Here is a 14,790-nt window from a genome sequence, read left to right on the forward strand (position 1 = left end):
ACGCCGGCCCGGAAGCCATTCCGGGCCGTTTTCATTTAAAGTTCATCGTTTTAGCAACGTCAGCCAATGGTAAATGCCTGGTAAAGGCCCTTTGCTAAAACGATGCCAGTGCTTATCGTTCAACCTCCCCAGTCGCCACTCTCTGAACAAGGTTCGTTCAACCCATGCAAGCTTCTGCCTCCCGTTCTCCCCGTCGCTGGCTGTTCGGCCTGCTGATCCTGCTGCTGGTGGCCTTGCTGGCCTGGTGGCTGTGGCCTGCCGCTGCCCCGACCCACAAGGAGCAGGGCGTGCGCATGGGCAAAGGCGGGCGCCCAGGCTTTGGTGCCTCCAGCGACCCGGTGCCGGTGCGCGTCGAGCCGGTGCGGGTCGGCGACTTCCCGCTCTACTACAAGGCGCTGGGTACGGTGACGGCGACCAACACGGTCAATGTTCGCAGCCGGGTGGCGGGTGAGCTGGTCAAGATCCACTTCAAGGAAGGGCAGCAGGTCAAGGCTGGCGACCTGCTGGCGGAAATCGACCCGCGCTCGTACCGTATCGCCCTGCAGCAGGCGGAGGGCACCCTGGCGCAGAACCAGGCGCAGTTGAAGAACGCTCAGGTCGACCTGGCCCGCTATAAAGGCCTGTATGCCGAAGACAGCATCGCCAAGCAGACCCTGGACACCGCCGAGGCCCAGGTGGGGCAGTTCCAGGGGCTGGTCAAGACCAACCAGGCGGCAGTCAATGACGCGCGCCTGAACCTCGAATTCACCCAGATCCGTGCACCGATCAGCGGTCGCCTGGGGCTGCGCCAGCTCGACCTGGGTAACCTGGTGGCAGCCAACGACACCACGGCGCTGGTGGTGATCACCCAGACCGAGCCGATCAACGTCGCCTTCACCCTCCCGGAAACCGAGTTGTCCACGGTGCTCGAGCGCTACCGCAGCGGCGCGCGCCTGCCGGTCGAAGCCTGGGACCGTGGCGACAGCAAGCTGCAGGCCACCGGCGTGCTCGGCAGCCTCGACAACCAGATCGACACCACCACCGGCACCCTGAAGTTCAAGGGTTTCTTCGAGAACAAGGACCTCGCCCTGTTCCCCAACCAGTTCGTCAACGTACGCCTGCTGGCCGATACCCTCAAGCAGGTGGTGCTGGCCCCGGCGGCGGCGATCCAGTTCGGCAACGACGGCACCTTCGCCTATGTGGTCAACGCCGAGAACAAGGTCAATGTGCGCAAGCTCAAGGTCGGCGCCAGCGACGGCGAGAACAGTGTGATCCTGGAGGGCCTGAAGGCTGGCGAGCGTCTGGTGCTCGAAGGCACCGACCGCCTGCGCGAGGGCACCCAGGTCGAGGTGGTCGAAGACAGCTCGCAAGTCCCGACCACCCCTGGCCAGCACCTGCAAGGCCAGGAAGCCAAAGGTTCGGCCCAGACCGGTGAGTCGAGCAAGGCGGGCGCATGAACATCTCGCGGCTGTTCATCCTGCGCCCGGTCGCCACCACGCTGAGCATGCTGGCCATCGTCCTGGCCGGCCTGATCGCCTACAAGATGCTGCCGGTGGCGGCTTTGCCCCAGGTCGATTACCCGACCATCCGTGTCATGACCCTCTACCCGGGCGCCAGCCCCCAGGTGATGACCAGCGCGGTCACTGCGCCGCTGGAGCGCCAGTTCGGCCAGATGCCGGGCCTCAGCCAGATGGCCTCGACCAGTTCGGGCGGTGCTTCGGTGCTGACCCTGCGCTTCAACCTGGACATGAACATGGACGTTGCCGAGCAGCAGGTCCAGGCTGCGATCAACGCCGCCAGCAACCTGCTGCCCAGCGACCTGCCGGCGCCGCCGGTGTACAACAAGGTCAACCCCGCCGATACCCCGGTGCTGACCCTGGCCATCAGCTCCGGCACCCTGCCACTGCCAAAGCTCAATGACCTGGTCGACACCCGTGTGGCGCAGAAGATCGCCCAGATCAGCGGTGTCGGCATGGTCAGCATCGCCGGCGGCCAGCGCCAGGCGGTGCGGATCAAGGTCAACGTCGATGCCTTGGCCGCCAATGGCCTGAACCTGGACGATGTGCGCACCTTGATCGGCGCCTCCAACGTCAACCAGCCCAAGGGCAACTTCGATGGCCCGACCCGGGTGTCGATGCTCGATGCCAACGACCAGCTGCGTTCGCCCGACGAATACGCCAACCTGATCCTCAAGTACAACAACGGCGCACCGCTGCGCCTGAAGGACGTCGCCGAGATCGTCGACGGTGCCGAGAACGAGCGCCTGGCCGCCTGGGCCAACGAAAACCACGCGGTGCTGCTGAACATCCAGCGCCAGCCCGGCGCCAACGTCATCGAAGTGGTCGACCGCATCAAGCAGATGCTGCCGTCGATCACCGATAACCTGCCGGCCGGCCTCGACGTCAGCGTGCTCACCGACCGTACCCAGACCATCCGCGCTGCGGTGCGCGATGTGCAGCACGAGCTGCTGTTCGCCATCGCGCTGGTGGTGATGGTGACCTTCGTCTTCCTGCGTCGGGTCAGCGCCACCATCATTCCGTCGATCGCCGTACCGCTGTCGCTGATCGGCACCTTTGGTGTGATGTACCTGGCCGGCTTTTCGATCAACAACCTGACCTTGATGGCCCTGACCATCGCCACGGGTTTCGTGGTGGACGACGCCATCGTCATGCTGGAGAACATTTCCCGGCACATCGAAGAAGGCGAAACGCCGATGCAGGCAGCACTCAAAGGCGCCCGGCAGATCGGCTTCACCCTGATTTCGCTGACCTTCTCGCTGATCGCGGTGCTGATCCCGCTGCTGTTCATGGCCGATGTGGTCGGTCGGCTGTTCCGCGAGTTCGCCATCACCCTGGCGGTGGCTATCCTGATTTCGCTGGTGGTGTCGCTCACCCTCACGCCGATGATGTGCGCGCGTTTGCTCAAGCGTGAACCCAAGGAAGAAGAGCAGAGCCGCTTCTACCGCGCCAGCGGTGCCTGGATCGACTGGCTGATCGAACGCTACAGCCACGCCCTGACCTGGGTGCTCAAGCACCAGCCGCTGACCCTGCTGGTGGCGGTGGCCTCGCTGGCGCTGACGGTGTTCCTCTACATCATCGTGCCCAAGGGCTTCTTCCCGGTGCAGGACACCGGGGTGATCCAGGGCATTTCCGAAGCCCCGCAGTCCATTTCGTTCAGCGCCATGAGCGAGCGCCAGCAGGCGCTGAGCAAGGTGATCCTGCAGGACCCGGCGGTACAGAGCCTGTCTTCGTACATTGGGGTGGACGGTGACAACGCCACGCTCAACAGTGGACGTTTGCTGATCAACCTCAAGCCCCATGCCGAACGTGATGTCACGGCCAGCCAGGTGATCAACCGCCTGCAGCCGCAGCTCGACCGGCTGGTGGGTATTCGCCTGTTCATGCAGCCGGTACAGGACCTGAGCATCGAGGACCGGGTCAGTCGCACCCAGTACCAGTTCAGCCTGTCCTCGCCTGACCCGGACATGCTCGCCGAGTGGAGCGGCAAGCTGGTCCATGCCCTGCAACAGCGCCCCGAGCTCACCGACGTTGCCAGCGACCTGCAGGACAAAGGCCTGCAGGTGTACCTGGTGATCGACCGCGACATGGCCAGCCGCCTGGGCATTACCGTCGCGCAGATCACCAACGCCCTGTACGACGCTTTCGGCCAGCGGCAGATCTCGACCATCTACACCCAGGCCAGCCAGTACCGTGTGGTGCTGCAGTCGCAGGCGGCGGCCAGCATTGGTCCGCAGGCGCTGGAGTCCATCCACGTCAAGGCCACCGATGGCGGCCAGGTTCGCCTCTCGGCGCTGGCTCGCATCGAACAGCGCCAGGCACAGTTGGCCATTTCGCACATCGGCCAGTTCCCCGCCGTGATGATGTCCTTCAACCTCGGCCAGGGCGTGTCGTTGGGCGAAGCGGTGCAGGTGATCGAGCAGGTGCAGCAGGACATTGGCATGCCGCTGGGCGTGCAGACCCGCTTCCAGGGCGCCGCCGAAGCCTTCCAGGCCTCGCTGTCGAGCACCTTGCTGCTGATCCTCGCCGCCGTGGTGACCATGTACATCGTGCTCGGCGTGCTCTACGAGAGCTACATCCACCCGGTGACCATCCTGTCGACCCTGCCGTCAGCCGCAGTGGGCGCCTTGCTGGCGTTGCTGCTCAGCGGCAACGATCTGGGGATGATCGCCATCATCGGTATCATCCTGCTGATCGGTATCGTCAAGAAGAACGCGATCATGATGATCGACTTCGCCCTCGAGGCCGAGCGTCACCAGGGCATGACCCCGCATGAGGCGATCTACCAGGCGGCGCTGCTGCGTTTCCGGCCGATCCTGATGACCACCCTGGCGGCGCTGTTCGGTGCCTTGCCGCTGATGCTCGCCACGGGCTCCGGCGCCGAACTGCGCCAGCCGCTGGGCCTGGTGATGGTGGGCGGGCTGCTGGTCAGCCAGGTGCTGACACTGTTCACCACGCCAGTCATCTACCTGTACTTCGACCGCCTGGCACGCCGCTGGCGCCCGGCTGACGACACCGTGCAGGCCGAGGCATGAACCTTTCCGGTCCGTTCATTCGCAGACCAGTAGCGACCATGCTGCTGAGCCTGGCGATCATGCTGCTGGGCGGTGTCAGCTTCGGGTTGCTGCCGGTGTCGCCGCTGCCACAGATGGACTTCCCGGTGATCGTGGTGCAGGCCAGCCTGCCGGGTGCGAGCCCCGAGGTGATGGCCTCGACCGTGGCAACGCCGCTGGAGCGCAAGCTGGGCAGCATCGCTGGGGTCAGCACCCTGACCAGTAGCTCCAGCCAGGGCTCGACGCGGGTGATCATCGGCTTCGACCTGGGGCGCGACATCGACGGTGCCGCGCGCGAGGTGCAGGCTGCGATCAACGCTACCCGCAACCTGTTGCCCAGTGGTATGCGCAGCATGCCGACCTACAAGAAGGTCAACCCGTCGCAGGCGCCGATCATGGTGTTGTCGCTGACCTCGGACGTATTGTCCAAAGGGCAGCTGTACGACCTGGCCGACACCATCCTCTCGCAGAGCCTGTCGCAGGTCGCCGGGGTAGGGGAGGTGCAGATCGGCGGCAGTTCGCTGCCGGCCGTGCGCATCGAACTCGAGCCGCAACTGCTCAACCAGTACGGCCTGGCCCTGGACGATGTACGCACCGCAGTGGCCAACGCCAACCAGCGTCGGCCCATGGGCTTCGTCGAGGACGCCGAACGCAACTGGCAGGTACGCGCCAACGACCAGCTGGAAAAGGCCGATGACTACAAGCCGCTGGTGATCCGCCAGCAGAACGGTGCGATCCTGCGCCTGGCCGATGTGGCCAAGGTCAGCGACGGCGTCGAGAACCGCTACAACAGCGGCTTCTTCAACGACGATGCGGCGGTGCTGCTGGTGGTCAACCGCCAGACCAACGCCAACATCATCCAGACCGTGCAACAGATCAAGGACCAGCTTCCGGCCCTGCAATCGCTGCTGCCGGCCAGCGTCAAGCTCAACATCGCCATGGATCGCTCGCCAGTGATCAAGGCCACGCTCAAGGAAGCCGAGCACACCCTGCTGATCGCCGTGGTGCTGGTAATCCTGGTGGTCTACCTGTTCCTCGGCAACCTGCGCGCCTCGCTGATCCCGAGCCTCGCTGTGCCGGTGTCGCTGGTTGGCACCTTTGCGGTGATGTACCTGTGCGGCTTCTCGCTGAACAACCTGTCGCTGATGGCGCTGATCCTGGCCACGGGCCTGGTGGTGGACGATGCCATCGTGGTGCTCGAGAACATCTCCCGGCATATCGAGAACGGCGCCAAGCCCATGCGCGCGGCGTTCCTGGGCGCCAAGGAAGTGGGTTTCACCCTGCTGTCGATGAACGTCTCGCTGGTGGCCGTGTTCGTTTCCATCCTGTTCATGGGTGGCATCGTGCGCGGGTTGTTCCAGGAGTTCTCGATCACCCTGGCGGCGGCGATCCTGGTGTCGCTGCTGGTGTCCCTGACCCTCACGCCGATGCTCTGCTCGCGCTGGCTCAAGCCCCATGCGCCACAGGGCCAGACGCGCCTGCAGCGGTGGAGCGACCGGGTGCACCAGCGCATGGTCGAGGGGTACGACAAGAGTCTGGGCTGGGCCTTGCGCCACCGGCGCCTGACGCTGATCAGCCTGCTGGCGACCATCGTGCTCAACATTGCCCTGTACGTGATCGTGCCCAAGACCCTGATGCCACAGCAGGACACCGGCCAGCTGCAAGGCTTCGTGCGCGGTGATGACGGCCTGTCGTTCACCGTGATGCAGCCGAAAATGGAAACCTACCGCCGTGCGCTGCTCAAGGACCCTGCGGTACAGAGCGTTGCCGGCTTCATCGGTGGCAACAGCGGCACCAACAATGCCTTCGTGCTGGTGCGCCTCAAGCCTATTGGCGAGCGCAAGGAAAACGCCCAGAAGGTCATCGAGCGGCTGCGCAAGGAGCTGCCCAAGGTGCCGGGCGGGCGCCTTTACCTGATGGCCGACCAGGACCTGCAGCTCGGTGGCGGTGGCCGTGACCAGAGCACCTCGCAATACCTCTACACCCTGCAGAGCGGCGATCTGGCGGCCTTGCGCGAGTGGTTCCCGAAAGTGGCTGCGGCCTTGCGCAAGCTGCCCGAGCTGACCGCCATCGATGCCCGTGACGGTGCTGGCACCCAGCAGGTGACGCTGGTGGTCGATCGCGACCAGGCCAAGCGCCTGGGCATCGACATGGACATGGTCACCGCAGTACTGAACAACGCCTACAGTCAGCGGCAGATCTCGACCATCTACGACAGCCTCAACCAGTACCAGGTGGTGATGGAGATCAACCCCAAGTACGCCTGGGACCCTAGTACGCTCGAGCAGGTTCAGGTGATTACCACCGATGGCGCGCGCGTGCCGCTGTCGACCATCGCCCGCTACGAGAACAGCCTGGCCAACGACCGTGTCAGCCACGAAGGGCAGTTCGCGTCCGAGGATATTTCCTTCGATGTCGCCGAGGGCTACAGCGTCGACCAGGCCTTGGCCGCGCTGGAACGCGAGGTGGCCAAGCTGGGCCTGCCGGAGTCGGTGATCGCCAAGCTCGGCGGCGACGCCGATGCCTTCACCAAGAACGCCGAAGGCCAGCCGTTCATGATTCTCGGTGCCCTGGTGCTGGTGTATCTGGTGCTGGGCATTCTCTACGAAAGCTACATCCACCCGCTGACGATTCTCTCGACCCTGCCTTCGGCCGGCGTCGGTGCGCTGCTCACGCTGTACCTGACCGGCGGGGAGTTCAGCCTGATTTCGTTGCTGGGCCTGTTCCTGCTGATCGGGGTGGTGAAGAAGAACGCCATCCTGATGATCGACCTGGCCCTGCAACTGGAACGCAACGAAGGCCTGTCGCCGGAAGAGTCGATCCGCCGCGCCTGCCTGCTGCGCCTGCGGCCGATCCTGATGACCACCATCGCTGCCATCCTCGGTGCGCTGCCGCTGCTGCTCAGCCAGGCCGAAGGCGCGGAAATGCGTCAGCCGCTGGGCCTGACCATCATCGGTGGCCTGGTCTTCAGCCAGATCCTCACCCTCTATACCACGCCGGTGGTCTACCTGTACCTGGACCGCGCGCGCCACCGTTTCAACCGTTGGCGCGGCGTGCGCACCGACGCCGCCCTGGAAACCCCGCTATGAACTTTGCCCAGACCCCGCTGCACCGTGCCCTGCAACTGCTGACCCGTGGCCGTGGCTCGCGCCTGCTCGGTGCCGGCCTGTGCGTGGCGATGCTCAGCGCCTGTACCCTGAGCCCGGATTATCATCGCCCGGAGGTCAGCAGCCCGGCGCAGTTCAAGCAGGCCGAGGGCTGGACCCAGGCCAATCCGTCGGATGCCATCGCCCGCGGTGCCTGGTGGGAGCTGTACGGCGACAAGGGCTTGAACGCTTTGGTCGAGGAGCTCAACCGCAGCAACCAGACGGTTGCCCAGTACGAAGCGCAGTACCGTCAGGCCCAGGCCCTGGTACGCAGCAGCCGCGCCTCGCTGTTCCCGTCGCTGAACCTCACCACCAGCAAGAACCGTTCAGCCCAGGGCACCGGCAGCTCCAGCTCCAGCCTGTCGAACAACAGCAGCGGCATTCGCGACACCTACAACGCGCAGTTGGGTGTGAGCTGGGAGATCGACCTCTGGGGCAAGTTGCGCGAGACCATGAACGCCAATGAATCCAGCGCCGAGGCCAGCCTGGCCGACATGGCGGCGATCCGTCTGAGCCAACAGTCGGAGCTGGTGCAGAACTACCTGCAACTGCGCGTCATCGACGAGCAGAAGCGCTTGCTCGAAGCCACCGTGGCCGCCTACGAGCGCTCGTTGCGAATGAACCAGAACCAGTACCGTGCAGGCGTCGCCGGTCCCGATGCCGTCGCTCAGGCGCGTACCCAGCTCAAGAGCACCCAGGCCGACCTGATCGACCTGGCCTGGCAGCGTGCTCAGTATGAAAACGCCATCGCCGTACTCATGGGCAAGGCGCCTGCCGAGTTCTCGCTGGCTGCCAGCAATGATATTCCGGCGCTGCCGCCAATCCCGGTAAGCGTGCCGTCGCAGTTGCTGGAGCGTCGCCCGGACATCGCCTCGGCGGAGCGCAAGGTGATGGCGGCCAACTCGAACATTGGTGTGTCGCGCGCAGCCTATTTCCCCGACCTGTCGTTGAGCATGAACGGCGGCTATTCGAGCAGCAGCTTCAACAACTGGATCGAGCTGCCGAACCGCTACTGGTCGGTCGGGCCACAACTGGCGCTGACCCTGTTCGATGCCGGCAAGCGCAGCGCCGAGGTGGACCGCACCGTGGCGGTCTACGACCAGACCGTGGCGCAGTATCGCCAAACCGTGCTCGATGGCTTCAAGGAGGTCGAGAACTACATGGTGCAACTGAAGGTGTATGCCGACGAAGCCGTGGTCCGACAGGAGGCGCTGGATGCTGCCCGCGAGTCGTTGCGCCTGACCGAGAACCAGTACCGCGCCGGGCTGATCGGCTACCTGGACGTGGTGAACGTGCAGACCACGGCGCTGAGTAACGAGCGCAGTGTGCTGAATCTGCTGCAGGGGCGCCTGGTGGCCAGCGTGCAGTTGATCGCGGCATTGGGCGGCGGCTGGGAAGCGGGGCCGGCGTTCGCAGAGGCTGACAAACAGTAAGGTTGCAGTGTCGGCGTGATCGCGGGGCAAGCCCGCGATAGCGTCGGCACCGTGCGTAACCGACCGCTGGATCTTCCACCCTGTAGTTCCCGCAAAATCCCGTGCCTTTGCTCCCTGTTCGCGTAAAATCCTCCGCCTTTTCCGGGCCCTTCCTCGCCCTCTGCCGGAACTTGAAATGCTGACAGGTAGCTACTCCTCTTCGCTGGTGTTGATCTCGCTGTGCGTGGCCATCCTGGCGTCCTACACCGCACTCGACCTCGCAGGCCGCATCGCCACCGCCAAGGGGCGCGCGGTGTATCTGTGGATGGGCGGCGGGGCGCTGGCGATGGGAATCGGCATCTGGTCGATGCACTTCATCGGCATGCTGGCCTTCGAGTTGCCCATCGAGCTGGGCTACGACCTGGGCTTGACCGCGCTGTCACTGCTGATCGCCGTGTTGTCTGCAGGCTTTGCCTTGTGGTTGGTCAGCCAGCCGCGATTGAGTTGCCCGCAGGTGGGCTTGGGTGCGCTGTTCATGGGTACCGGGATCGCCTGCATGCACTACACCGGCATGGCTGCCTTGCAGATGCTGCCCGGTATCGACTACGACCCGACGCTGTTCGGTGCTTCGCTGGCCATCGCCGTGGGCGCCTCGGCGGCAGCCCTGTGGATTGCCTTCCGCCTGCGCAGGCAGACGCCGTACGTTCGGCAGATCCGCGGTGCTGCAGCGGTGCTGATGGGGGTTGCCATCGTCGGCATGCACTACACCGGCATGGCGGCGGCCAACTTCCCCGTGGGCAGCTACTGCGGTGCGCTGGTCGGCGGGTTGTCTGGTGACTGGCTGGACTATGCAGTATTGATCACCACCCTGGCGGTGCTGGCGGTGGCCTTGCTGACGTCGGTGCTGGACGCGCGCCTCGAATCCCGCACCGCGGAACTTGCGCGCTCATTGACCCAGGCCAACCAGGAGCTGACGCAACTGGCCCTGCACGACACCCTGACCGGGCTGCCGAACCGCACCTTGCTGGCCGACCGTATCGAGCAGGCCATGGCCAAGGTGGCAGAGCAAGGCGGTTGCTTTGCGCTGATGTTCATCGATCTGGACGGGTTCAAGCCGGTCAACGATGCCTTTGGCCATCATGTTGGCGATCAGTTGCTCAAGGCCGTGGCTGCGCGGTTGCGCGGGCATCTGCATAGCCAGGACACCCTGGCGCGGATTGGCGGTGACGAGTTTGTCCTGCTGGTCGAGTTGCAGGAGACCGACGATGCCGTGGGCGTGGCGGACAAGCAGGTCAATCTGGTGGCCAGGCCTTTCCGCGTGGCAGACCACGACCTGCAACTGTCGGCAAGCGTGGGTATCGTGCTCTATCCGGGTAATGGCCAGGACCAGCACGAACTGTTGCGCAACGCCGATGCAGCCATGTATCACGCCAAGAGTGCCGGGAAGAACGGCTACAGTTTTTTCGACACCTCGATGAACAGCAATGCCCGTCAGCAACTGCAATTGCTGCAGGACCTGCGCGCGGCGCTCGAGCATGGCCAGTTCCGCCTGTATTACCAACCCAAGTTCGACGCGCACCGATGCACGCCGATCGGCGCCGAGGCCTTGTTGCGTTGGGAGCACCCCCAGCAAGGGATGTTGCTGCCGGACCGTTTCATCGGCCTGGCGGAGAAGACCGGTTTGATCATCCCCATCGGCGAATGGGTGCTGGGCGAGGCCTGTCGGCAGATGCGCCTGTGGCTGGATCAGGGCCATGAACATTGGCGCATCGCGGTGAACCTGTCGGCGATCCAGTTCTGCCATTCAGGATTGGTCGACAGTGTCGCCCGGGCCCTGGCCGATAACGGCCTGCCGGCCAACCGCCTGACCCTGGAGATCACCGAGACCACCGCCATGCGCGATGCCGACGCCAGCCTGACGGTGTTGCAGCGCCTGTCCGACATGGGCGTCGATTTGTCCATCGACGACTTCGGCACGGGCTATTCCAGCTTGATGTACCTCAAGCGTCTGCCGGCGAACGAACTGAAGATCGACCGCGGTTTTGTCCGCGACCTGGAGCATGACAGCGACGATGCCGCGATCGTCTCGGCGATCGTTGCACTGGGACAGGCGTTGGGCTTGCGGATCGTGGCCGAGGGCGTTGAAACCGACCGTCAGCAGGACTTCCTGACCCGCTTGGGCTGCGACTCGTTGCAGGGTTACTTGCTGGGGCAGCCGGTACCGGCCGAGCAGTTCATGCAAGGGCTGAAGCAGGGCGAGGAAGGTTAACCGGCGTCGCGCAGGGTAGGGAAAGGCATGAAGGCGTCCATCTCGGCTTCGACTGCCTCGATGATGCGCTCCACATCTGCCGCGGCCATGATCGCGGCGCAGGGAATACCAGCGATGGCCAGTACGGTTTCGCCGGTGGCCCGGTCGAACAACCGCGCGACCATGCTGCGGGGCGCATCCATGCTGGCCTCGAAGCCCAAGGGGTGGAAATGCCAGCGCATTACCTGGCAGGCGTTGGGGAACGTCATCTTGTTCATGCCAGCCTCCATTTCCGGGTATTCGGGCGCCTGGTCGTTGTACGGCGAAACTTAAACATAGCAGCTACGGCGCCAGTGTCGCGCAGCGAAGATGACAAATTGGCGAATGCTTGACCCAGGTCACATCCATGCGGCTCTGGCAAATCCGCGGCGGTCATGCGTGCAAACGTTTACCTCGTGGCTTGGCGAGGAACGGCTGGGAGCTTGAGCGACCTGCGCTTTCAGACCAGCGGTCAACTGAGCAGCCCGGCAGCGATATTGATGGTGAAGCCCAGGATCGCGGTGTTGAACACGAATCCGACCAGGGAGTGGGCCAGTACCACCCGGCGCATGCCGCGGCTGGCCACGCCGATGTCGGAGGTCTGGACCGCGACACTGAGGGTGAACGCGAAATAGTGGAAGTCCCAATAGTCGGGGTTGCGCTCGCCATCGGCGAAGCGCAGAGGGGGTTCCTTGCGGCTGTCGGTGTAGAACAGCCGCGCATAGTGCAGGCTGAAGATACAACCGATCAACAACCAGGATCCGGCCACGGTCAGGCCGGTATACAGGTAGTGCAGGGCCTGCGCGCTACCGTGCAGGCCGCGGCTGGAGGCCAGTTGCAGGGTCACGGCGACCAGGCTGGCAATGGCAGCGATGCACACGGTAAACAGCACCAGGCCTGCGTTCTCGTCCTCGATGTTGGCCACCTTGCGCACGGTCTGCGATGTGGCGCGCCAGGTCAGCCACAGCACCAGCGCCAGGTACAGCCAGACGCCGAGGTTCCAGCCGGCGAGAAAACGTTGGGTCCAGTCGTCTGCGGGGATCAGCCAGCCGCCGAGCAGGCCGACGAGCGTGGCAAGGGACAGGCGTGGGTGGGTGTGGGTCAGGCGGTAGAAAGCCATGGGCGCTCGGCGGTGGTGAGTTGCCTTCCACTTTAGCCTGCACCAGGTGATGTTGTATCGCCACGTGTTCGATCCGAACTCGATCATCAGGTAGCATCCGCGTTCGCCATCAATAAAAGCCTTGCGTATCAAGGTGATGATTCGCTTCACGCAACAGGATCCACGTTTTGACCGATTCCCTGCACAATCCCTTGCTGCAGTACCTGGCACGCCTGGCGCCCTCCAGCCAGTTGACCATGCGCTACATCCTCCAGGATGCCGCCGACCGGCTGGGGTTCGCCGACTGTGACATCGCCGCGGTGCCCTGGCACCTGATCGAACCTGGCCACGTCATTGCCCTGGTGGCGGCCTTGCGTGCCGATGGTCTTGCACCCAACACCTCCTCGCTGTACGTCAATGCGGTGCGCGGGGTGATGAACGAGGCCTGGCGCCAGGGCCTGATCGACCACGAGCATCTGCTCAGGATTCGCGAGGTCAAGCCTGCGAGTGGCACGCGCCTGCCGCCGGGGCGCAACCTGCGCCGCAGCCTGATCCGTGAGCTGATGGAGGTGTGCGCTGCCGATCCGCGGCCGCAAGGTGTGCGCGATGCGGCGATCATCGCCTTGCTGTACGGTACCGGCATGCGCAAGTCCGAGTCGGTGGACATCGACTTGTGCGATGTCGATTTCCACGAGCGCAGCCTGCAGGTGCTGGGCAAGGGCAATCGGCAACTGGTCAAGTACGCCCCGGCCTGGGCCTTCGACAAGCTGCAGGCCTGGCTCGACCTGCGCCGCGCGCAACTGCCGGAGGGCACGGGGGACGATCCCTTCCTCTTCAACCGGATCCGCCGGGGCAGCCATATCACCCGTGCGCGCATCACCAAGCATGCGATCTACTACATTGCCCGCCAGCGCGGCGCGCAGGTAGGGGCGAGGATCATGCCCCACGATTTTCGCCGGGCGTTCATTACCCGGGTGATCGAAGAGCACGATCTGTCGATTGCCCAGAAACTTGCCCACCACGTGAATATCCAGACCACGGCAGGTTATGACCGGCGTGACGACAACGAGCGGCGGCGGGCGGTGGACCGGTTCGACTATTGAGGTCAGCGTTTCGCCCCGGCCCGCGTCTGTGAGTACCAGTGCCAGCAGGAGCTCCCCGAGGGGGCAAAGGTCAGTGCGGGATGACGGAGGGCACTTCGTCGCCACCCAGCGAAAAGCGATACCCGGTGTCGATCTCGGGGGCGGGCCGCTGGCAGTGTGTGCGGCTGAGCAGGAATTCGAACGCCGGCTCGTACAACCCGTCACGCACAACTGCGCCGGCAAGGACCTCGACCTGGTACCAGCCGTTGTCGAGTTCGATCATCGGCCGGCCTGGTACCTGATAGCGGGCCATGAAGTCGCCAAGGGTCTTGTTGGTGAAGTGCTGCAGCATGCGCCAGGTGAACAGCATCAGCGCACGGTTCTCCACGTGCAGCACGTAGCCTGCGCGGCGGTGTGCCACGCGATTGCCGGCTTCAAGCAAGGCCGGGGTTCGTTCGTCGAGGCTGAAGATGATGCGGTAGGGCAGGTTATCGATGCCCGCCAGAGGCAGTACTACACCTTCGAGCACGGCACGGTCTCCGCTGTCGGTGCTGGTGAATTCGCGGGCAAGGTCGTCGGGTAGCGCGTTTTCATCCTTGAAGCGCGCCAGGCGCTGGATGTCGCCGACGAGGAAATAGTCGACCAGGTCGTTCAGGACTTCGCTGAATTCGTAGCGCATCGGCTTTTCCTTGTTCTATGTGCGCTGGCGGGTAAACAGAATGTAGCGGATGCCGTGGGGGCTGTCGCCTCTACCGCATTGCGCTGTGATCAATGGCGTTGGGCGATCTGGATCAGGTTGCCGCAGGTATCGTCGAACACCGCCACGGTGACGGGCCCCATTGGTGTAGGCGGCTGGGTGAACAGGACGCCGCCCGCGTGCAGGCGCGTGTATTCGGCCTGGATGTCACGCACTGCGAAGGAGGTGGCCGGGATGCCGTCGGCCTTGAGTGCGGCCTTGTAGGTTTTGGCGGCCGGATGGGCGTCGGGCTCGAGCAGCAGCTCGACACCATTGGGGTCGTTGGGGGAGGTGAGGGTGAGCCAGCGGTACCGGCCCATGGCGATGTCTTCTTTGGGCTGGAAGCCCAGAACGTGATGATAGAAAGCCAGGGCCTTGGCCTGGTCGTCGACGAGGATGCTGGTGACTACGATCTTCATAGGCTGCACCGTTCCTGAGGGACGTACCTTGAAGTAAAGACGCTGTACGGCATTTGACCA

10 protein-coding genes are annotated in these 14,790 nt (G+C 64.2%); 6 read left to right on the plus strand and 4 right to left on the minus strand.

Going from position 1 to position 14,790, the window contains the following annotated elements; all coding sequences use genetic code 11:
• Positions 1-164: 164 nt before the first annotated feature.
• The 5 genes from IAE40_RS12710 (at position 165) to IAE40_RS12730 (ending at position 11,376) form a co-directional block, all read left to right on the plus strand.
• Positions 165-1,436 (plus strand): MdtA/MuxA family multidrug efflux RND transporter periplasmic adaptor subunit, encoded by a 1,272-nt coding sequence (locus IAE40_RS12710; protein ID WP_153773793.1) that lies wholly within the window; start codon positions 165-167, stop codon positions 1,434-1,436.
• The gene (locus tag IAE40_RS12715; protein WP_200603277.1) at positions 1,433-4,531 is read left to right on the plus strand and encodes an MdtB/MuxB family multidrug efflux RND transporter permease subunit; all 3,099 of its coding nucleotides are present in this window, start codon (positions 1,433-1,435) and stop codon (positions 4,529-4,531) included. The genes IAE40_RS12710 and IAE40_RS12715 overlap by 4 nt, the downstream gene beginning before the upstream one ends.
• Positions 4,528-7,638 (plus strand): multidrug efflux RND transporter permease subunit, encoded by a 3,111-nt coding sequence (locus tag IAE40_RS12720; RefSeq protein WP_200603278.1) that lies wholly within the window; start codon positions 4,528-4,530, stop codon positions 7,636-7,638. Before IAE40_RS12715 ends, IAE40_RS12720 begins: the two co-directional genes overlap by 4 nt.
• Positions 7,635-9,128 (plus strand): efflux transporter outer membrane subunit, encoded by a 1,494-nt coding sequence (locus IAE40_RS12725; RefSeq protein ID WP_197891101.1) that lies wholly within the window; start codon positions 7,635-7,637, stop codon positions 9,126-9,128. Before IAE40_RS12720 ends, IAE40_RS12725 begins: the two co-directional genes overlap by 4 nt.
• Before the next feature lie 175 nt (positions 9,129-9,303).
• Positions 9,304-11,376 carry a putative bifunctional diguanylate cyclase/phosphodiesterase gene (locus IAE40_RS12730; RefSeq protein ID WP_200603279.1) on the plus strand — a complete coding sequence of 691 codons (2,073 nt, stop codon included), beginning with the start codon at positions 9,304-9,306 and terminating at the stop codon, positions 11,374-11,376.
• On the opposite strand, the gene IAE40_RS12735 is transcribed toward IAE40_RS12730, so the two are convergent.
• Positions 11,373-11,633, minus strand: coding sequence for a DUF1652 domain-containing protein (locus IAE40_RS12735; RefSeq protein WP_054890810.1), 261 nt, complete (start codon positions 11,631-11,633; stop codon positions 11,373-11,375). The two genes, IAE40_RS12730 and IAE40_RS12735, sit on opposite strands and share 4 nt — an antisense overlap.
• A gap of 233 nt (positions 11,634-11,866) precedes the next feature.
• The gene (locus IAE40_RS12740; RefSeq protein WP_153773789.1) at positions 11,867-12,514 is read right to left on the minus strand and encodes a DUF1345 domain-containing protein; all 648 of its coding nucleotides are present in this window, start codon (positions 12,512-12,514) and stop codon (positions 11,867-11,869) included.
• A 167-nt stretch (positions 12,515-12,681) separates the two neighbouring features.
• Between IAE40_RS12740 and IAE40_RS12745 the strand changes: the two genes are divergently transcribed.
• Positions 12,682-13,596, plus strand: a complete 915-nt coding sequence (locus IAE40_RS12745; protein ID WP_200603280.1) for a site-specific integrase — start codon at positions 12,682-12,684, stop codon at positions 13,594-13,596.
• A 70-nt stretch (positions 13,597-13,666) separates the two neighbouring features.
• Here IAE40_RS12745 and IAE40_RS12750 read toward each other — a convergent pair whose 3' ends face one another.
• Entirely contained in the window at positions 13,667-14,254 is a 588-nt protein-coding gene (locus tag IAE40_RS12750) for a hypothetical protein (RefSeq protein ID WP_054890807.1), read from the minus strand.
• Positions 14,255-14,343: 89 nt separating this feature from the next.
• Complete coding sequence (locus tag IAE40_RS12755; RefSeq protein WP_063545077.1) at positions 14,344-14,730, minus strand: VOC family protein; 387 nt, start codon at positions 14,728-14,730, stop codon at positions 14,344-14,346.
• Positions 14,731-14,790: the final 60 nt, after the last annotated feature.

Source organism: Pseudomonas sp. S44 (assembly GCF_016624805.1).
GTDB lineage: Bacteria > Pseudomonadota > Gammaproteobacteria > Pseudomonadales > Pseudomonadaceae > Aquipseudomonas > Aquipseudomonas machongensis.

Excerpts from the sequence above, each read along its gene's own strand:
- IAE40_RS12710 (WP_153773793.1), top strand. The coding sequence starts at position 165 with ATGCAAGCTTCTGCCTCCCGTTCTCCCCGTCGCTGGCTGTTCGGCCTG.
- IAE40_RS12715 (WP_200603277.1), top strand. The coding sequence starts at position 1,433 with ATGAACATCTCGCGGCTGTTCATCCTGCGCCCGGTCGCCACCACGCTG.
- IAE40_RS12720 (WP_200603278.1), top strand. The coding sequence starts at position 4,528 with ATGAACCTTTCCGGTCCGTTCATTCGCAGACCAGTAGCGACCATGCTG.
- IAE40_RS12725 (WP_197891101.1), top strand. The coding sequence starts at position 7,635 with ATGAACTTTGCCCAGACCCCGCTGCACCGTGCCCTGCAACTGCTGACC.
- IAE40_RS12730 (WP_200603279.1), top strand. The coding sequence starts at position 9,304 with ATGCTGACAGGTAGCTACTCCTCTTCGCTGGTGTTGATCTCGCTGTGC.
- IAE40_RS12735 (WP_054890810.1), bottom strand. The coding sequence starts at position 11,633 with ATGAACAAGATGACGTTCCCCAACGCCTGCCAGGTAATGCGCTGGCAT.
- IAE40_RS12740 (WP_153773789.1), bottom strand. The coding sequence starts at position 12,514 with ATGGCTTTCTACCGCCTGACCCACACCCACCCACGCCTGTCCCTTGCC.
- IAE40_RS12750 (WP_054890807.1), bottom strand. The coding sequence starts at position 14,254 with ATGCGCTACGAATTCAGCGAAGTCCTGAACGACCTGGTCGACTATTTC.
- IAE40_RS12755 (WP_063545077.1), bottom strand. The coding sequence starts at position 14,730 with ATGAAGATCGTAGTCACCAGCATCCTCGTCGACGACCAGGCCAAGGCC.